General features: G+C 37.8%; 17 protein-coding genes and 1 pseudogene. 11 read left to right on the top strand and 7 right to left on the bottom strand.

The window, feature by feature from the left end; translation table 11 throughout:
- Positions 1 to 28: 28 nt before the first annotated feature.
- The 4 genes from kynU to KG708_RS14295 all read right to left on the bottom strand — a co-directional run bounded on the left by kynU (position 29) and on the right by KG708_RS14295 (position 5467).
- Entirely contained in the window at positions 29 to 1264 is a 1236-nt protein-coding gene (kynU, locus tag KG708_RS14310) for a kynureninase (protein ID WP_213610835.1), read from the bottom strand.
- Positions 1265 to 1266: 2 nt separating this feature from the next.
- Positions 1267 to 2100, bottom strand: coding sequence for an alpha/beta hydrolase (locus KG708_RS14305; protein WP_213610833.1), 834 nt, complete (start codon positions 2098 to 2100; stop codon positions 1267 to 1269).
- A 172-nt stretch (positions 2101 to 2272) separates the two neighbouring features.
- Complete coding sequence (locus tag KG708_RS14300) at positions 2273 to 3574, bottom strand: amidohydrolase family protein (protein ID WP_213610831.1); 1302 nt, start codon at positions 3572 to 3574, stop codon at positions 2273 to 2275.
- Between the two features lie 249 nt (positions 3575 to 3823).
- Positions 3824 to 5467 carry a methyl-accepting chemotaxis protein gene (locus tag KG708_RS14295; RefSeq protein WP_213610829.1) on the bottom strand — a complete coding sequence of 548 codons (1644 nt, stop codon included), beginning with the start codon at positions 5465 to 5467 and terminating at the stop codon, positions 3824 to 3826.
- 327 nt (positions 5468 to 5794) lie between these two features.
- Between KG708_RS14295 and KG708_RS14290 the strand changes: the two genes are divergently transcribed.
- Together KG708_RS14290 and KG708_RS14285 are read left to right on the top strand one after the other, a co-directional pair.
- Positions 5795 to 7486, top strand: a complete 1692-nt coding sequence (locus KG708_RS14290; protein ID WP_213610827.1) for a sensor domain-containing diguanylate cyclase — start codon at positions 5795 to 5797, stop codon at positions 7484 to 7486.
- 236 nt (positions 7487 to 7722) lie between these two features.
- Positions 7723 to 9903 (top strand): response regulator, encoded by a 2181-nt coding sequence (locus tag KG708_RS14285; RefSeq protein ID WP_213610825.1) that lies wholly within the window; start codon positions 7723 to 7725, stop codon positions 9901 to 9903.
- 43 nt (positions 9904 to 9946) lie between these two features.
- On the opposite strand, the pseudogene KG708_RS14280 reads toward KG708_RS14285, so the two are convergent.
- Both KG708_RS14280 and KG708_RS14275 read right to left on the bottom strand, forming a co-directional pair.
- A pseudogene (locus KG708_RS14280) lies at positions 9947 to 10186 on the bottom strand (efflux RND transporter permease subunit); the annotation flags it as partial.
- A gap of 112 nt (positions 10187 to 10298) precedes the next feature.
- Positions 10299 to 10535, bottom strand: coding sequence for a hypothetical protein (locus KG708_RS14275; RefSeq protein WP_301003437.1), 237 nt, complete (start codon positions 10533 to 10535; stop codon positions 10299 to 10301).
- A gap of 179 nt (positions 10536 to 10714) precedes the next feature.
- Between KG708_RS14275 and KG708_RS14270 the strand changes: the two genes are divergently transcribed.
- The 8 genes from KG708_RS14270 to KG708_RS14235 all read left to right on the top strand — a co-directional run bounded on the left by KG708_RS14270 (position 10715) and on the right by KG708_RS14235 (position 19164).
- The gene (locus tag KG708_RS14270; RefSeq protein WP_213610823.1) at positions 10715 to 11023 is read left to right on the top strand and encodes a hypothetical protein; all 309 of its coding nucleotides are present in this window, start codon (positions 10715 to 10717) and stop codon (positions 11021 to 11023) included.
- A 186-nt stretch (positions 11024 to 11209) separates the two neighbouring features.
- On the top strand, positions 11210 to 12148 hold the full coding sequence (locus tag KG708_RS14265) for a LysR family transcriptional regulator (protein ID WP_213610821.1): 939 nt from the start codon (positions 11210 to 11212) through the stop codon (positions 12146 to 12148).
- A 374-nt stretch (positions 12149 to 12522) separates the two neighbouring features.
- Positions 12523 to 14466 (top strand): TonB-dependent receptor, encoded by a 1944-nt coding sequence (locus tag KG708_RS14260; RefSeq protein ID WP_213610819.1) that lies wholly within the window; start codon positions 12523 to 12525, stop codon positions 14464 to 14466.
- Between the two features lie 15 nt (positions 14467 to 14481).
- Complete coding sequence (locus KG708_RS14255; RefSeq protein ID WP_213610817.1) at positions 14482 to 15507, top strand: MBL fold metallo-hydrolase; 1026 nt, start codon at positions 14482 to 14484, stop codon at positions 15505 to 15507.
- A gap of 8 nt (positions 15508 to 15515) precedes the next feature.
- Positions 15516 to 16433, top strand: a complete 918-nt coding sequence (locus tag KG708_RS14250; RefSeq protein WP_213610815.1) for an ABC transporter substrate-binding protein — start codon at positions 15516 to 15518, stop codon at positions 16431 to 16433.
- A gap of 56 nt (positions 16434 to 16489) precedes the next feature.
- Positions 16490 to 17449, top strand: a complete 960-nt coding sequence (locus KG708_RS14245) for an iron chelate uptake ABC transporter family permease subunit (protein ID WP_301003436.1) — start codon at positions 16490 to 16492, stop codon at positions 17447 to 17449.
- On the top strand, positions 17442 to 18392 hold the full coding sequence (locus tag KG708_RS14240) for an iron chelate uptake ABC transporter family permease subunit (RefSeq protein ID WP_213610813.1): 951 nt from the start codon (positions 17442 to 17444) through the stop codon (positions 18390 to 18392). Before KG708_RS14245 ends, KG708_RS14240 begins: the two co-directional genes overlap by 8 nt.
- Before the next feature lie 10 nt (positions 18393 to 18402).
- Positions 18403 to 19164 carry an ATP-binding cassette domain-containing protein gene (locus KG708_RS14235; RefSeq protein ID WP_213610811.1) on the top strand — a complete coding sequence of 254 codons (762 nt, stop codon included), beginning with the start codon at positions 18403 to 18405 and terminating at the stop codon, positions 19162 to 19164.
- A 65-nt stretch (positions 19165 to 19229) separates the two neighbouring features.
- Here KG708_RS14235 and KG708_RS14230 read toward each other — a convergent pair whose 3' ends face one another.
- Complete coding sequence (locus KG708_RS14230; RefSeq protein WP_213610809.1) at positions 19230 to 19823, bottom strand: ACP phosphodiesterase; 594 nt, start codon at positions 19821 to 19823, stop codon at positions 19230 to 19232.
- A gap of 267 nt (positions 19824 to 20090) precedes the next feature.
- Between KG708_RS14230 and KG708_RS14225 the strand changes: the two genes are divergently transcribed.
- Positions 20091 to 20471, top strand: coding sequence for a hypothetical protein (locus tag KG708_RS14225; protein ID WP_213610806.1), 381 nt, complete (start codon positions 20091 to 20093; stop codon positions 20469 to 20471).
- The last annotated feature ends 5 nt before the right edge of the window (positions 20472 to 20476 follow it).

Below are 20476 nucleotides of genomic sequence, written 5' to 3'. Positions count from 1 at the left end.
TAATATGATCAATAATAACTTTTTAACATTACGTCACTTTACCTGCTAAATTAAAACGTGGCTGAGTATATAGCTGGGTTTTAACCACCTCAGCCAAAATCGTGACCGCATTCCATATATCTTCAAATGAGGTATAAAGAGGTGTAAAACCAAAGCGTAATATATTGGGCGCACGAAAATCAGCAACAACCCCTTTTTCAATTAACGCTTGGCATATAGCGAACGCGTCTGTATGTGAAAACGCCAATTGGCTACCTCTTTGGCACGCGTTTTCAGTAGAGCATAAACGCAAATCACTTAAGCATGAATGTGTTTTTAGCAATTTAATAAATACGTCGGCAAGTGCAATCGACTTTTCTCTTATTTGTAAAATGTCTACGTTTTGCCATACATCAAGGGCGGCATCTAACGCACTCATAGCAATTACACTGGGTGTGCCACATAAATACTGATTTATATTATCAGCGCCCTGATATTCAGCATTAAAAGCAAACGGTTTAGCATGACCCATCCAGCCTGATAGAGGCTGCTTTACACTAGCCTGATGACGTTTGGCCACATATAAAAATGCAGGCGAGCCCGGACCACCATTTAAATATTTATAGCCACAGCCAACGGCAAAATCTGCATTACAGTTATCGAGTTCAACCGGTAAAGCACCCGCGCTGTGGGCTAAATCCCATATCACTAAAATGCCTTTTTCGTGGGCAAGCTTGGTCAGCTTTTGCATATCTAATAGCTGCCCGGTTCTAAAGTTCACCTGCGTTAATAGCAGCACCGCCACTGAATCATTAAGGCTTTGCTCAATGTGTTGCTCTGCTACTAATTTAAGCTGACATAAGTCAGGGCCTAATAAATCACTTAGCCCTTGTACCATATATAAGTCGGTTGGAAAGTTATCTTGCGTGGATAACACCACATTTCGGCCAGGGTTTAACGATAACGCACTACTTAACAGCTTGAACAAGTTAACTGAAATAGAGTCACAACAAATCACTTGGCCTTTTGCAGCACCAATAATCGGCGCTATTTTATCCCCTACCTGAGTAGGTAAATCAATCCATTGGTGATCATTCCAACTTCTAATTAGGTGACTACCCCATTGTTGGTTTACCACCTCTGCCACGCGCGACTTAACGGCTTTAGGCAAAGCTCCTAGTGAATTACCATCGAGATAAATAGTGTCTGCGGGTAAATCAAATTCATCGCGTTTATTAGCCAGCGGGTCGGCTTTATCAAGCGCTACAATCTCATTAAAATTCATTTTTATATCTCATTTAAATTTTTTATTAGTGTACTAAATGCCTCAGATCCTGGGTGGATCCAATCAAAATGCCCCACGCCTTCGAGCATCACCACCGGGCGTTTAAGCTGCGCTAAATTAAAAGCGGGGACAATGGCGTCTTTGTCACCTTGTAAAATAATGCTCTGGGGATGAAGTGGCTGCTCACTCGGATTAGCTTGCGTGTAAGCCTTAGGTTTATCAGTTGGCATACCTTGCATAAAATCTTTTGTCACTTTTTGACAGCTATTATCACCACGTGAATATGCTTTTATATCAGTGATAGGGGCTAAGCCAATAACACCTTTAAGCTGGCTTATTTCACCACCCGCAAGCAGTGCTAAATGCCCACCAGCAGAGTGCCCTACAGCAACCGAGTCAGCTAATTTAAACTCGCCATTATTGTAAGTACTTGCCGCTAAAATACCGGCTTTTATATCATTAAATGTGACAGGCCAGCCACCACCGCTTATACCACTTCTTCGATACTCTAAAGACCACACGTTAAAGCCAGCTTGTGCAAGCCCCGTACTTAACGCATACGTGTGTTTAATATCGTACTCGCTCAGCCAACAGCCACCATGGAGTAAAATAACTAACGGCGTTTGCACCAGTGTTTGCTTTGCACGCCAAAGTAATGCGTACTGTGACTCATCACTGCCGTAAGCTATTTTTTCATCGGCTAAGTTAAATCCCAATGAAGCCACTTTTGCATAAGCTACATTATTTTCAACATCAGGAAATTCAACTGGTCGCTGCGAAGCACTATTTGCTAACAAAGGCCATACACTAAAAAATAAAACCACTAAGCTCTTCAAAATAAACTACTTCCTTTTACCTAAGACTAGGTGAACTTTAAGGTTAAATTTGCAAAGATCAACAAACCCTAAAAACGGTATAACAAAATAATGCTGGTCAATCGTCTACAAACATTCTGTAGTACGACCTACCAGCGCTATAACGCCATTCATAATAAAATAAATATAATGTTTATTGTTGTTTGAAAATTACGCCTTCTTTCATCACAAAATCAACATCCATTAAAGCGCTAATATCGCTAAGAGGGCTGGAATCTAAGGCAATAATATCAGCAAACTTACCAGGCTCTATAGTGCCTAAGCTCTGGCTCATATCAATTAAATCAGCAGCATTGACGGTTGCCGACTTTAAAATATCGGAGGTACTCATACCAGCTTCATACATCAATACAGCTTCTTTTGCGTTAATACCGTGCTTTGATACGCCACTGTCAGTACCAAAAGCAATTTTAACGCCGGCTTTGTAAGCCTTAGTAAAGTTGTTGAGCATATCGCCCCCTACTCTCGTTGCTTTAGCCTTAATAGGTGCAGACATAAAATCTGAATTTTTTGCCATATTAACCACAGTATCGCCAGCTAATAACGTTGGTACAAGGTAAGCGCCGGTTTCTTTAAAGAGCTTGATGCCTTCTTCATCGGTGTAACTGCCGTGTTCAATGCTATCAACCCCTGCACGAAGTGCGGCATTAATACCTTGTGCAGCATGGGCATGGCTTGCTACTTTTCGTCCTAACCCATGTGCAGTTTTTACAATGGCTTTGAGCTCATCGTCTTCCATTTGTTGACCTGTCCCCGTGGTGGTATCAGAAAGCACACCACCGGTAGAGGCCACTTTAATTAAATCGGCTCCATACTTAATTGCATAACGTGTTTTTTTACGGCACTCAACTGCGCCATCACACACTGTTGGTGGTGTTTTTATGGTGAGTAAATCAGGACTCATACCATCAACATCTAAATGACCACCAGTAATAGTTACTCCGGCACCGGCAATAATACGCGGACCATTAACCCAACCATTCGCCACCCCTTTACGTAAAGCGTACATTTGCTCGCTTTGGCTACCTACATCACGCACGGTGGTAAATCCCGCCATTAGGGTTTTATTAGCAAAATGAACGCTGCGCATTGCTATATCTGCATCAGACATTTCAACCAGTTCTTTTTTATTATCTGGCCCAAGCTCACCTTGTAAATGCACATGCATATCCATAAGCCCTGGCATAACAAAGCTGGTCGATAAATCGATTAATTGGGCATCATCACCAAATCGAGAGGCCGGTAAAAAACCAGCAGATACAGACACTATTTTGCCATTTTCTATTACTACAGTTTGTTTTTGCTGTGATTTTTCGCCAGGGACGCTTAATAGCTCTCCCGCATGAATCACTTTAGTATTGGCTTGTGCACTACTGGCGCAAAAATTTGCGGCTAAAAAAATCGAGGTAATAACACTCAATCGAAATTTGCTCATGAAAATCTCCAATGATTCGTTTTTCGTTAACAACAACGAAACAACGTTAAAATATTGTTATACAACCAATACCTTATCAGGAAAGTCACAAAAACAAAGCGTGAATACACTTTATTGTAAAAACAATTCGATAAATAATGCATAAGAATAAAAAAAGCAGCATACCAAATCGGTTATTGCTGCTTTTTAAACAAGGCGAGTAAACATCTCAACGATGCTATTTATCGCTTGGTAAACTTAAAAACTGTTTTACACTTTAAAGAAGGCAATTTCTTTTTTTAGCGAACCCGATAAATCAGTAAGTACCTTAGTTGCGGTGTCATTTTTATTCATCGATTCTATGGTTTCTTCAGACATTACCGCTACTTGCTCCATCGCAGCACTAAACTCAGTAACAACTTGAACTTGCTCAGAAGCAGCACTAGACACCTGCTTAACCAAGCTTAACGAATCCATTGCTTGTTCCTCGATATGTTTGAGTAAATCGGTTGCCTGCATAATTTTGGCTTTTCCGTTTTCAACCTGTGGTTGAGTCGTTTCCATTGCACTTACTGACGCTGCAGTTTGAGTTTGCACATCGTTAATCATAATCTCTATTTGAGAAGTCGCTTCACCGGTGCGCTGCGCTAACTGGCGTACTTCATCTGCCACGACCGCAAAACCACGACCCGACTCACCGGCTCTTGCTGCTTCTATTGCAGCATTTAGCGCCAACAAGTTAGTTTGTTCAGAAATACCGCTGATCACACTCGCAATACCGCCTATTTGCTTTGTATTTTCAGCAAGTAATCTTATTTGCTCTACCGTTTCATCAACCGTAGTGGCAATCCGCTCCATTTCTTTAGCGGCGGCATTGACCACTTTACGCCCTTCCATTGCGTAATCGGCTGTTTGCTCTGAGTTCACTTCTGTTTTAGCGGCAATGTCGGCTACTTTATCAATACTAGCGCTCATGCTGCTCAATTGTGAGGCCGTTTGAGTGGTTAATTGGGCTTGTTGCTGCGCGCCATTTAGCACCAAGGTAGAACCATTAGATACCTCTTCTACTTTGTCTTGCAATTTATTAGAGGCACAAATAATGTTTTTAGCAATACTGGTCAGTTTTTCGCTCATTGTATCTAACGAATCAAGAATACTGCCCGTGTAAGGTGTTTTTAAGCTCTTTGTTAAATCACCATCAGCCAGTACGGCAATAACTTCTTGCGCTTCATTAGGTTCACCGCCTAATGTAGCTCTTAAGCTGCGCTCTATCAAAAAACCGACCGCAACAGAAAAAGCAATCGCAATGGCGCATAATATCAACATAAAATTTTGAAATGATCCGGCCACATTACGTGCCTGAGGTGTCGCTATTTGGTTTTGGTTTTCTTGATAATCAATAAACTGGTTTATAGTGTTAAGCCAATTAATAAAAGCAGGACGCGCTTCGTTAAGTACTTTAGCATCTACTTTCTGGCCCGCCTTTTTCATTGTAATAATAGTTTTCACAATGGGTAAGGTCTGAGCTTGAATGGCTTCAATACGACGTAAAATTTCACGCTCTTTGGGCGTAAAAAGAGTGCCGCTATTGAGCATTTGCGTCATCTGAGATTCTGACTCAGTATAAAACCCTTCTAATCTTTTAATTTCCTTTTCATATTCACTAATTCTTGCATCGCTATCGGCTATAGCAATATCTCTAATAGCAATAGCGCGGTCGTGTACGCTGCCTCTAAAATTAATAGCGTAGCGTTGCTTAACTGAGTTTACATCAGTGATTTTTGCTAAGGTTCTGTCAATGTAGTTAACGCGATTAATACCTTGCGCAGTCAACAGCACTAGCAAAGCTAATGCAACTCCAAAACCAATAGATAACCTTGCCCTAATAGACAAAGAAGAAAAGAAGTTCAGCATAAATAAGCTCAATTAAAATAATAGGGTAATATACGAATGTTAACAGAGACTGGACTTGTTTCTTATAAAATAAACTAAAAACAATACAAAAGAACTGCTTTTTATTGAAAAAAACGCAAACAACTCAAAAAACAAAATAATCTGCTCTAAAAGCAACCATAGGCTATAAACACATATCCCTCGCTAATAACAATGCGCGCACTGTAAAGTCTTTAGTCATTTTGAATTAAATCTGTCGATAAATTAACCATTTCCATACTGTTAAACTTTATGAGTGGGTCTATACTCAGCTTATCGTTGTACTACTTTTCAGTATGTAGGGAGCTTATGGATATTAAAGACATAAATATTGCACTGCTAGAAAAATGCAACTTTCTTTTAATGGTATTTGATAACCATCATCAGCTCAGTTATCTCTCAGATGGGTGGTCAGAGCTAAATATTACAACCAAAAACATGCCAACCATTGAAAGCCTGTATGCCTGTTGTACAACTGAAAGCAAAACACTATTACAACAAATTCTCGCACTAAAATCGCAACATAATGAGTTAGACCAATTTAATATTGAGCTCACATTCGCAATCGATTGCTCTATTAAACTAAATTGCTGCTTACATAATGTGGATCAAAACCAACACCAATATATGGTTTTAGTTTTTAACCAGCATTTTGCCCAAGTGTCCTCTGTTATTAGTAATAACGAATTACAAACCATCATAGAAAACGCAGGCGAAGTTTTAAAAGTAGGTTATTGGCAGCTCGACTGTAATAACAACCAATTATTTTGGACCGATGAAATTTACACTATCCATGGTGTTTCCCCTAGTCGCTACACACCACAGTTAGATACTGCAATAAACTTTTATCATGTAGATGATAAGCCCAAAATAGCTAGCGCTGTCGAAAATGCGCTTTTAACGGGGCAAGAATGGCGTTGTATAAAATTACGTGTTGTAGATGACGACCAACAAGAACGCACGGTGATATCAAGCGGTAATGTATCAAGAAATAAAAATGGTGAAATTACTAAGCTATACGGCATTTTTCAGGATATAACAGGAAGTGAAACAATAGCCCTTGAACGAGACTTTTTAGTTACCGCACTCAAAGAAACTACGGTAGGAATGGTCATTGCCGATAAAAATAAGCATGTTATTTGGGTTAATGGGTCATTCGAAAAAATGACGGGGTATAGCCTTTTTGAGGTCGAAGGCAAAAAGCTCGGCTCTATTTTACAAGGTGAAAATACTGATTTAAAAACGATAGCTAAACTTAAAACTCACCTTAAAAAAGGGCTGCCTATAAGCACCCGAATTTTAAACTACACCAAAAGTAGGGAACCCTATTGGAATGAGTTGGCAATATCGCCGATTTATAGAGATGGAAAAATCGCTTATTACTTCGCGGTGCAAAACGATGTAAGCAAAGAAATAAACATAGAACACAAACTCATAGCCCTTAATACTAGTTTAGAGCAACGAATACAGGCGCGCACTCAAGAGCTATTTACACTTAACAAAGAGTTAGAAAAACAAGCTAATGTAGACCCACTTACAGGCTGTTTAAATAGGCGAACCTTATACAGGTTTCTTACCGATGAGCTATTAAAAACACAAGATGAAAATACCTATATTTCATTATTAATGCTCGATATAGATCACTTTAAAGCCATAAATGATAACTACGGCCACGAAGCTGGAGATAAGGGTTTAAAAGAACTCGCTAATATTTTACATGGCCTCATCAGAAAAAATGACGCCGTATTTCGCCTTGGCGGTGAAGAGTTTTTAATTATTATGCCTAACACAAACAAAGCCGAAGCTAAGCAAGCCGCTGAGCGTATTAAAAACGCAGTGAATGAACATAAAGTTTACTATCGTAATAAAAATATTAGCTTTACTGTCAGTATTGGACTGCTTACCCACAATGGCACAATTAGCCTACAAAGCAGCTTAAAATACGTTGATGACTATTTATACGAGGCAAAAAATAGTGGTCGAAATAAAATTGTTGATTGACCCGCTATAAGACGGATTGTTTTAAATCAATTCGTAAAAATTTAAAAGGTCATATAAGCTAAATACTTAAGCACAATAATTTAGCTTAAATTTTCAACAGCAGATGAATTCGTAAGTAAAAATACACTTTAAGCAAATTGACATTAAACGCGTATTTTTTCATTTTATACTAGCCAATGCGTTATTATTTTTATTTGATTACTCATTGTTAAGCATAACAAAAACAAGGTTAAATAATGATAAAAGCGTCAACACCTGCAGATGAACTATCACGGCTAAAAGACTTATATGAGTATGACATTTTAGACACTGAAGCTGAAAAATCTTTTGACGATTTAACCCAGCTTGCATCTGATATTTGCGAAACGCCCATTTCACTGATAAGCCTTGTTGATCCGAACAGGCAATGGTTTAAGTCAAAGCATGGTATTGATGTAGCCGAAACCGCACGAGATATCTCGTTTTGTTCTCACGCAATTTTAGAAAACAAAGTATTCGAAGTTCAAAATGCACTTACTGACACCCGCTTTCACGATAATCCCTTGGTTACAAACGACCCAAATATTTGCTTTTATGCAGGGGCACCGCTTATAACACCAAGAGGCAATGCCATAGGTACGCTATGTGTTATTAGTGATAAACCAAAAAAGCTTTCAAGCAAACAAATAAATGCACTCACGGTTTTGAGCAAAGAGGTTATTACGCAATTAGAGCTTCGGCTTAATAATAAAAAGCTAGTTACGGCGTTAGAAAAACAAGAAAAACACAATAAAGAACTAGAGAGGTTCAAAAATAAAGCTGATATTGCCAATAACTCAAAAAGTAAATTTTTAGCAAATATGACTCACGAACTGAGAACCCCATTACATGGAATTTTAAATTTAGCTGAGTTTGGAATATCAGAAACCACTATAAAAGAAAAAAACAATGCCTTAAAAAGCATTTTAAAATCAACATATTACTTATCAAATATTGTAAATGATATTTTAGATTTTTCTAAAATTGAAGCTGGTAAATTAGAGATTGAGCATATCAACTTCAATCTCACCGAAGTCATCAACAACGTAGTCAACCCCCTATTAAAACAAGCAGATGCTAAAGGCATAAAACTAACTACATCTGTAGATTCTGAAATAGCAGCCAATTTAAAAGGCGATCCACTTCGGGTTTCGCAAATTTTAAATAACCTGTGCTCAAATGCGATTAAATTTACCAACTTTGGCCAAGTAGAGCTGAAGATAAGTGTTAAAAATAGTACATTGCAAACACAAGTACTCACCTTTGAAGTTATTGATACAGGCCTTGGTATTAATGAGACTGTTCAAGAGCATTTATTTAAAGAATTTCATCAGGCCGACTCATCAACCTCAAGGAAATATGGAGGCACAGGTTTAGGCTTATCAATTTGCGCTCGTTTAAGTGAGTTAATGCAGGGGCACCTTAGCTTTACCAGCAAAATAGATAAGGGCTCCACGTTTACCTATGAGCAAAGCTTTGAGATTGCTTTATTGCCACCAACCTCGAAGCAGTGCACTGATATAACAAACCTTCATGGTAGTACTGTTTTAATTGCCGAAGATAATAAAATAAATCAGCTTATTATTGTTAAAATGCTCAAAGCACATAATGCTAATTTAATTATCGCAGAGGACGGTAAAGAATGCATTAAGTACTTCAAAGAGCACTCGGTAGACTTAATTTTCATGGATATACAAATGCCTGAAATGGATGGCATAAAAGCTACGCAAGCTATTAGAGCGCTTCCTACAGGTAAAACCGTTCCGATTATAGCTATGACAGCAAATACCCTAAAACAAGACATTGAGCATTATTTAGATATTGGTATGGATGGCTACTTAACTAAACCGTTTGATAAAGCTAAGATCAATAGCTTACTCAATGTTTATAATCCTAAGAACCTCAACCTAAAAAACTTAGCAGTAAAAATTAGCGATCCTAATGTTTCTAGCGACCGGAAGCTAAAGCAAATATGCAAAGAGTTAAAAGCGCTTATCCCCAATGCTAATCGAGTGAGCCTTTGGTTATTTAATAAAGAATACAGTGCATTAAATTGCTTAATTTGTCTTGATGAAAATAATGACGTGTTAAGTGGAACTGCTCTATACACAGAAAACTCCCCTGCTTATTTCGACTATATTTTAGCTAACCAAGTACTCGACGCTTCTGATGCCAGAAATAACGAAGCAACTAAACAATTTACTAGCTCTTATTTTAAGCCTTTCGATATTTATTCTTTACTTGATTACATTTATATAATTGATAACAAACCGTTAGGTGTTATTTGTTGTGAAAGTGTGGGCTCAAAGGTAACTTGGAGTCATGCTGATAAAGAGTCGTTAATCAAAGTCGCAGACGTTACTAACTTGTTTTTATCTAAACAATTAAAGCATGAGTAAAACAGGCCTATTTAGTGGCTAAAACTATTATCAGCCCTTCGTATTAAGCCTGCTCTGACTCACGCTGGGTTTGTTGCTTATCTGCTTTAACCGGCTTTATTTTAAAGAAAAAAGTATACACAACCGGAACAAACCCTAATGTTAAAATTGTTCCCATTGCAAGACCAAACGCAATAGTACTTGCTTGACCATAAAACAAAACATTTTTAGATAAAATGAGCGGCATTAAGCCTATTATTGTTGTACAAGTAGACATTAATATAGGTCGTAAACGTCTTAAAGAGATGCTTTGCGTTCAAAATTTTGCTTAACATTTAGCAGCATAGCCTTCGCATTAGATACCTGCCCTTCGCCCTCTTGCACTGCCAATAAATACTTTGTTTGTTCCAGCTTGGCTAACGGCTTACCTTTTTCAAAAGCCTCGCCAACTTCAAAAAAACGTCTTCGACCTTTCCGCTAACCGCAAACATTAAAGTTGCTGTGTTAGCAGGTTGGATAACACCAGACAAAATACGACTATCAAACGATTTAGCTTTATTTAACTCTATGACAGAAACAGGTTTTAATTTTTTCTCAGAAACTTGCTCTTCAGAGCATCCTGACAATATAAAAATAATAACTATATGGTTCATGATTTCCCTTGATAAATAGTGTATTCAAACTAACTGTATCATTTAATTAAATTAAACCAGATTCAGCCCTCGTAGTGTGCTATTAAACTTAAAGCGTAGTTAACGTTGTTGCCTACCTAAAAGCTTGAGTATAATGCATTATTCCGGCTGTATTTTTAGCCTCTAAATTGGATTCCCACATGAAAAAACTATCTGCTGTGCAAGTAAAACAACAAGCACTCGTCCTCAGTGTTGCTGATAAAATAGAAGAACAAGGCCGTGCTGAGCTCCCTGGTATGCTGCAATGCTGGTTTGATGTGGAATATCATTTATTTCCAGGTTCTTTACTGATGTGTTTTCAATTTGAAAATCAACAAGCGCTTGCAGAGGCAGAGCCAGACTTATTAAAGTGGCAAAAACGCTTAAGCGGCGCCATGCTTAAAAAAGGCGTGATTTTAAAAGATATGCGCAAGCATTTAGTGTTTACCTTAACAGGGCCAGAGGATTAAACTTTTTACGTAGATTTGCGAAAAATTAACTTTAATATATGAAAGATTTTTTATAAGGAGTGCTCCTGTTACTTTTTGTTTTGATTGGCTTCATAATTAACGCTATCGTCTACATACTTTATAGCTAACGATTACAATCTACTTTAAGTGAGCGGCGACCTTTGAACCTTTTAGTGTATGGTGAATATGAACTTAACGAATATCGATTTAAACGCCTTAATTATTCTCAAACAATTATTAATTGAAAAACATATTTCAAATACAGCGCTGTCTCTTAATATAAGCCAATCGACAATAAGTCGAGCATTGCAAAAAATGCGAGTATTTTTTGAGGATGAGCTTTTAGTTCGCTCCAACTTTGGTTATGAGCTCACGCCAAAAGCAGAATCAATTAAGCAGGATCTAAATTATGTTATTGAGAGCCTAGAACGTCTAGTGCATAAACAAGTATTTGATCCTAAAACGGTTGATAGTACTGTTAAATTCTATGGTTTGCAGCCTCAAATTGATGCTTTAATGCCAAAGGTTATTGCACAAACACGGCGACAAGCCCCAAATCTTGTGGTTAGTATAGATACGACCCCAAAGAGACACTTTGAAGCACTTGTAAGTGGTGATGTACATTTTGTATTATCTTCACATCTACCTCCTAAAGCGGAACAAAATATTTATCAAATGATAGTCGCAAAGCGCGATTTTCGATTATTGATGAATAAATCTCACCCGCTTGCCAAAGAAGAGTTTACTGCCGAACAGTTAGCCAAGTGCCATTTTGGGCAAATTTCATTACAGGGTGAAAAATCAATCTCATTTGAAAACAAGTTCAAGGCCCTTGGGCTAGCAAATAGCAAAAATAAGTTAAAAGTACCACTTCAATTATCAAACTTTAACAGTGCACCAAACATTGCTGCAGAAACTGATATTATTTTTCATCTGCCTACACCGTTTGCTGAATCAGCCTGTAAAGATACGCGATTAGTTATGAGAGAAGTACCAGAAAAAATTCAGCTCGATTTTACCAATGTTTATTTATATTGGCATAAGCGCTTTCATGACGATCCTATGTGCGAATGGGTACGTGATATTTTTAAAACTCTCTACGAAAACAAAGTAGTATTTGCTTAAATCTAATTTATTTTATTCTAAGAAATAATTTTAATACTGGGGTCTGTTGACCTTTGCGGATGATAATTTGTTCAAACTTGGCGCGATTTAATCGCCCCAAGAGGTTTGTAACCTAGTGGGCTAAGTCAAAACCGAGCAAAGCTTGTGCGTCCTGTTCACGCCCCTTACCATCATCCATGGTGGCAACAAAAAGTAAATCGCCCCTAGGGAGTGCTCTCAAGGCTATTCTTAGTTGCACAAAGGTACAGACTCTAGACTGTTTGCAGTTTGTGCATAATGACCATGTCAATTGTGAATAGTTTAACACTTGCATATTTCCTAAATAACCTCTTAAATACGAACCATTATCATTTTTATCAGGTTTTCATTATTCAATGCAGTATAACTCTTTTTCTCTAAGCTTTATTTCTTACGCTGTATTTACCCTTTCAGCTTTTTCATCTGCGCCGGCATTTGCCGAACAAACGTCTGTCACGAAAATTAATGAAAACGACACTGAAGTTATTGTGGTCACAGCCGCTGGTAGAGAGCAACTTCTGTCACGAGCTGCAGCGTCTATTAGCGTACTTGATCGTGCTGATATTGAAAAAGGTTTTTATAAAGATCTTACTGATGCATTACGAGACATTCCCGGTGTTACTCTTACTCGCGGTGGCGCTAGTGAGGATGTCTCATTGAGAGGGATGAATGGTCAATATACGGCAATTTTAATTGATGGGAAAAAACAATCAGGACGTGAAACACAGCCAAGTGGAAGTGGTGCGGGCTGGGAACAAGATTGGTTACCGCCATTAGATGCTATTGAACGAATTGAAGTGATAAGAGGCCCTATGGCGACGCTGTACGGTTCAGGTGCAATTGGTGGCGTAATTAACATTATAACTCGAAAAGATTTTGATAAATTCCAAGGAAGTATTCGTTTAGAGTCAACGATTCAAGAGGATAGTGATGCTGGTAATCATTCACAAGCACAAGTTTACATGGCAATGCCAGTGATACAGGATATGCTATCTGCATCGTTCACAGGACTTATACAGGAGCGTAAAGAAGACGAAATAATTAATGGTTATGGCGCTAAAGAAATGGAAAACTACCGCGCAGAACTTCACTTTACACCAACAAAGTCAGACCGTATTACCCTAGACTATGCCAAGCAAGATCAGAAACGTATCACATCTGAGGGTAAATCAGCTGATTCAGCTCTTGCAGCTTCTGAAACAAATAATAATCGAGAATCCTTTTCATTATCTCATATTGGGAGTTATGACTGGGGTGCAGGTACTAGTTTTATCCAAAAAGAAACCGTTGAGAATGTAGGTCGTGTTATTACGCTGGATAATTTAGTATTTAACTCACAGTGGTCAACGGTATTTGAACAAAATAATGTGATTGCTGGCTTATCCTATGAATCTGAGAAATTAAAAGATGCAAGTAATGTAAATGACACAACTGAGATTTCTAACTATCAATGGGCTTTATTTGCAGATAACGAGTGGCAAACTAATGATGATTTATCGATTACCTTGGGCCTTCGTTTAGATAATAATGAAATTTTTGATTCATACGCTAGTTATCGTGTATATGGCGTTTGGTCATTGAGCAATAACTGGACGTTAAAGGGTGGTATATCAACTGGGTACAGCGCTCCTAAAATCAGAGCAATGACACCAGAGTGGATTCAAGAAAGCCGTGGCGGTGATATTTATGGGAATCCAGAATTAACCCCAGAAACTTCTCTAAATAATGAAGTGGGTGTTTACTACACTGGTGAAGATAACTTAGTCGCACAAATTACATTATTTTACAATGACTTTGACGATAAGAACAACTTAGCCAGTTGCCCTATTGAAAGGTGTGCGCAAGAAGGAGCTCGTCAATATGAAAATCTTGATAAAGCTATTGTTTCAGGAGTCGAAGCGTCAATTTCGACAGACATAACCGAGTTATTATCTGTTAATGCTGCATACACTTATAACGATTCAGAACAAAAGTCTGGTGAAAATAAAGGTCAACCACTAACGCAAGTGCCAATGCATTTAGCTAATGCTGGTATTAATTGGCAATTAAGTAATGTTATAAATACATGGGCAAAAGTAACCTACCGCGGTAAAGATAGCCAACCAATTACCCTTGGTTCGCGTTCTACCATAGCAAAATCGTTAACCTACATAGATTTCGGTGTTAACTGGAAAGTAAACAATATGTTCACGTTCTCTAGTGGCATATACAATTTATTTGATAAAGAAATTACCACTGAAGAATACGGTTATAAAGAAGACGGCCGTCGCTTATGGTTATCGGTTGAAACCAATTTTTAACGAAGAGTGTGAAACATGAAAATTATAATACCAATAGTAACGACTCTATTAGTTGTCATGTCTGGCGCTAGTTTCAATACAAGTGCAACTGATTTAACGGCTAAAGGTTTGTCGCAAAAAGGGATGCAACATGCAGAATTGTTTCCAGGGCTCACAAAACTGTGTGATATTGACTCTCCAATTCGTGATTTGTCTAACCGCAAACGTTCAGTGTCGGATAACTCCGAACAGCGAAGTAAACCTAACAGAAACATACAACGACAGCCTATAGGGCCAGTGAAAGTTTTTGATAATCTTTATTTTGTTGGGACAAGTGGCGTGTCAAGTTGGGTTCTTGAAACGAGTAAAGGACTTATTTTAATCGATGCACTTAATACCAACGAGCAAGCTAAAACGTTTATTGAAAAGGGCATGCTGGAACTGGGTTTGACCCCTGCAGATACAAAGTTTTTAATTATTGGTCATGAGCATGGGGATCATTATGGTGGCCAAGGATATTTCGTTGATAAATATTTAACACAAGTTGTGATGAGTGATACTGCATGGACTCGTATGGAAAACAATCAGTTAACTGTGTTTAGTCCTCGCTGGGGAGCAATGCCAAAACGTGATATTACCGTAAAAGACGGTGACATAGTGACCCTAGGCGATACCAAAGTACAAATTTATGAAACACCGGGTCATACGCCTGGTACTATTTCATTGATTTTTCCTGTATATGACAACGGTAAAAAACATATGGTCGCTTTGTGGGGCGGTACAGGACTAAATTACGGACCAGATAAACAGCGGATTCAAGCTTACAGTGATGCAGCAGCTAGATTTGGTAAAATTGCTAAAACACAAGAGGTTGATATTTTTATGTCAAATCATCCAAGGACTGACGGTTCAGTTAAAAAATTATCTCTAATAAAAACTCGTAAACTCGGTCAACCACACCCGTTTGTATTAGGTACAGAAACAGCAGTTAAAGCGTTTGATATGCTGAGAGATTGCACGCAGGCACAAGTACTCAGAATTACTCAGCAAATAAATCGATAGAGAAAAATATGCAATTATGTAAGTTCCTCATAGTGTTTAGTTTACTGTTTACATTTCCACTATCTGCACAAGATATTATTGTAAAACATTTGAAAGGGACGAATATATTTAAAAGCGTTCCTAAACGCGTTGTAGTTTTAGGTAATGGGAGTTTAGATGTCCTCGACAACTTAGGTATTACCCCTGTAGGGACGCCTCACTCTTTGTTGCCAGAGCATTTACAAAAGTATCGTTTAAGTACTGAAAATACAGGAACAGTTGCTGAACCAAACTTCGAAACTATTTTTACATTAAAGCCAGATGTAATTATTGCTGAAAACCGGATGTTAACTTTACATGATAAGTTAAACCAGATTGCACCTACGGTAATGTTTTATGTAGACAGTGCTCAATATTGGTCTGATACAAAGAAGAACTGGCGTATGCTAGGTAGCTTATTTAGTAAGCAAAACGAAATTGAAGCTTTTATCACTCAGACACAAGTTAAAATTGACTCTGTCGCCCACCACAATAAAAATATACCGCTAAAAGCACTTGCGTTAATGAATAACGGTAATAGTGTCGCCATGTTTAATAAAGGTAGCCGTTTTTCACTTATTTTCGATGAGTTTGGCTTTGCTGAAGCGAGTAGTAACAATATTGCACCAATTAAAGGGCATCATGGTAATTTAGTTTCGTTTGAGTATATAGCAGATGCAAAACCACAAGTAATGTTTGTAATGGATCGCCAGCAAGCTATCGGTAAAAGTTCAGGCAAAGCAAAAATTCTATTCGATAACCCACTAGTATATTCGACACCAGCATCACAAAACTGCAAGCTAATTTTTATTAATTCTAATGCTTGGTACATTACCGCCGGTGGTATCACCGCCACCCAGATGATGATTGAAGATGTTAAAAAGGTATTTAGTTCACCTTGTAATTAAATGCCAAATTTATTTACGGTTGTGTATTAAAATTCAACGCATTATTGATGAAGTTAATGGAAAATATAAAAAGAATGTGTGCCTGTTTAGGCATATTGAGCTTAGCGTCTATATCGCTATTAGTGGGTGCTGCAGACATAAGTGTTTTTGACGTTGTTAAAGGTAATGAACACGCTTCTTCAATTTATATTGTCAGTCGAATTCCGCGCTTAATTGCTATTATCCTGGCTGGCGCGGGGTTAAGTATTGCTGGTCTAGTTATGCAGCAAATTATGCAAAACCGCTTTGCATCTCCTTCTACAACCGGCACGATTGAGTGTGCATTATTGGGCTACATACTGAGTCTTATTTGGTTGCAGCATGCAACACAATGGGAACATTTGGGGTTTATCTTTACCTTCGCAGTGGTAGGCACTTTAATATTTGTCCGTATACTCCAGCGTATACAATTCAAAAATACTATGCTGGTGCCTTTAGTTGGCATTATGTATGGCAATGTCATATCCGCTTTAACCACGTTTGTAGCTTATAAGTATGATCTGGTTCAGACTATGTCATCTTGGACAATTGCTAATTTTGCTAGTGTTCTGCAAGGAAACTACGAAATTCTATATCTGGCAATCCCAGCATGCGTGCTTGCTTACTATTACGCAAGCCACTTTAGTGCAGCAAGTGTTGGAGAGAGTTTTGCTAAAAATATTGGCCTAGATTACCAAAAAATAGTACTAATAGGCGTTATCCTCATTGCTCTAGCAACATCTACCGTGGTTATGATTGTTGGTGTTATTCCATTTCTAGGTCTAATTATCCCTAATATTGTTGCCTTATTTATGGGTGATAATATGAAAAAAATCTTACCGTGGACAGCCTATTGGGGCATTGTTTTAGTATTAGCTTGCGACATTTTAAGTCGCTTAATCATCTTTCCTCACGAAATGCCTATTGCGATGATTATCAGTGTATTTGGCGGTATTTTGTTTATCTATCTAATACTAAGAGACAAAGTTAATGGCTGAAAATCTAAAGTTAGGCACGCTTTTTATAGTAACCGTTATGATCATTGTTTGGTTTGTTGGGCAAGGATTGACACATGAAAACTATGAGTTTTTCTTATCATTACGTTTACCTAAAGTATTAGCGATTATTTTTGCCGCAGTAGCAATATCAGCATCTTCTTTGGTTTTTCAAACAGTGACTAATAACCGCATTCTAACGCCCTCTATCTTGGGTTTTGATAGTTTGTATTTAATGGTACAAGTGCTGCTAGTGGTTATCTTTGGCAGCACAAGTTTTTGGGTTGTTAATGTTACAAACAACTTTTTGCTTTGTATTCTTATTATGATTGGGTTTTCCCTATTTTTGTTTCGTTTTTACTTCAATCGTCAACATAGTAATATTTTCACACTATTATTAATTGGAATTGTTTGTGGGAGTTTATTCAATAGTGTAACTGGCTTTTTAACCATGCTCGTAGACCCTAATGAATTTACTGTAATTCAACGTAAAATGTTTGCAAGCTTTAATAATATAAATGCTGATTTAGTTTATTGGAGCACTATTCCATTAACGATATGTTTATTCATATTAATGCATTTTTCCAAGCAACTCGATGTACTATGGCTCGGTGAAGATAATGCGAGAAGCTTAGGTATTGATACCAAAAAACTCACTCAGCAGATAATGATAGTGATTACTGTAATGATTGCTATATCAACAGCGTTAGTCGGTCCGGTGCTATTCTTTGGCCTAATTACCGTGAGTTTAACGCGAGAGTTGTTCAACAAATTTCAGCATCGTTTTCTTATTATTGCCAGCAGTTTACTAGCCGTTTTTCTTTTAGTAACTGGTCAGTGGTTGGTAGAAAAAGTACTAACTTTTCAAACGACGATTAGTGTCATTATTAACTTTGCCGGTGGTAGCTACTTCTTATGGTTACTACTGAAAAATAAAATAAATTAAAAGGCGTAATATGATTAAACTATCTGGACTAAGTAAACAATATGGTAAAACGTTCGTTGTTAAGAATGCTGACGCATTATTTCCATGTAGTGAAGTGACGTCGATCATAGGTCCGAATGGCGCCGGCAAAAGCACTTTGTTATCAATGGCGAGTAGATTAACTAAAAGCGATGCAGGTGAAGTCTTAATTGAAGATAAGTTATTAGCGCAATGGGATAGTAAAGCATTAGCAAAGAAGTTAGCTGTTCTAAGACAATCAAATAATATCAATATGCGTTTCACTGTCAGAGAGTTAGTATCTTTTGGTAGGTTCCCACATTCACAAGGCAAACTAACGGCTGAGGATAAATGTATTATTACTGACTCAATTGCTCGCCTAGGAATTACGGATATCGAGGGGAAATATCTTGATGAACTAAGTGGTGGTCAACGTCAAATGGCATTTATTGCAATGGTCGTAGCTCAAGATACCGATTATGTGTTTTTGGATGAGCCACTTAATAATCTTGATATTAAACATTCAGTAGAAATTATGCGCACGTTAAGAAACTTAGCACATAATCTTAATAAAGCAGTTGTTATCGTGATCCACGACATTAACTTTGCCTCAGTGTATTCCGATAATATTGTTGCAATGAAAAATGGTGAAGTATTTGCGTCTGGTAAAGTCAGCGAGGTTGTAGAGAGAAAAACGATGGAGTCTATCTATGAGATCCCATTTGATATAATTAATGTTAACGGACAAAAGGTTTGCTTATATTTTAACGCTTAGGGGTTTATGCGGACTACGGTAAATGTAAATACTAACTTATATAGGTTTAATTTGGAAAGCGCACACTAACTATGTGCGCTTTCCAAATTAAACTCATTAACGTGCTTAATCAGCACAGGGAAAAACGCCAAAAACAACTCATCTAGCTCACCGTAATGACGGATTATATCTTCGTTAGCACCTGCAAAGTTATTAGTAAATCGAATACGCGAAGCAATATTATCAAGCGCCCGCCCTACCCCATCAATGCTTTCGTACTCTTTAAACCAATCGTTTTGGGTCATGTGGGTTACTACACGCTGCATTTTCTGTGACATTACAGGTATACGCCTGTCCAAAAGATCATAACTGGTGTGCTTAAAATCAATTAGTGATTGGTTATTAAACTGCTGCCAATGCGCAATAAGAAAATGATCAAACACCACATCAACTGCCACACCTGCAAAGCGCCTGCGCTTGGCTGAAAAAAGCTGCTTAGCTTCTTTTACTAAAGGATGTGTGTCAGTAAATTTATCCACTAAATAATGATTATCTAGTGCGCTTTTTACAGTTGTAGATAAATGCGTTACCTGTCGTTGGCCACCAAAATCTCCCAGCAAATTGCCAAAATGAGAATCAGCCGTAGGCTTTGCTAAATAAAGGTGGGCTAAGTAATTCAAGGTAATCTCAGCAGTTGTCCAAAGTATTTAGATAATAACGCAGTTTTGGATAAAATTCATTTTAGGGAAGTACAGTTTCATTTAGCTTTATTCTTAAAAACTATCCAATCAATTACAATTGTATTTTAATAATTCAGTAAAGAGTCAGGCCAATTTTGTTATCACTGTTGTTGCATTTTTTTCGGTGCTGCATGAGTCATAAAACGCCTTGCTTAGCCTTTAATACAAAATGCTATTTTCTATTGTAACCAGGGCTACTCACGCATTATGACAACAAGCTTTTTAAGTCAATCACAACAGGTCGCACTGCAACAAGCACTTATCAACAGTAAACTGTTAAACAGCGACGTAGTAACGAGTGATAACCCACCATCACTTGAGCAACAAGCCTATGGCTGTATCGCTGTAATGCTCTATCGCTTTAATTTACAAAAAATCAAATGGCCCTCTTTTTTAAAAGCAGCTATAAACACTGCAAGTAATGAGTGCTCGTGGTTAACCCGTGAACTTATCAGATGCCAGCAAAGCTACAAAGCCCAGCCTAATGACGCTGTAATAATTGAACAATCTGCATTTTTTAGTGGTATTTTTAGCGAAGAACTCGCCTATATTGACACTTTACTTGGAACAGATGCACAGCCTGAATAGAGTGA

Origin of the sequence: Pseudoalteromonas sp. (assembly GCF_018402495.1) — a bacterium.
Lineage (GTDB): Bacteria > Pseudomonadota > Gammaproteobacteria > Enterobacterales > Alteromonadaceae > Pseudoalteromonas.
The sequence above is the reverse complement of the archived record's forward strand: the minus strand, read 5'-3'. Positions and strand labels throughout refer to the sequence as shown.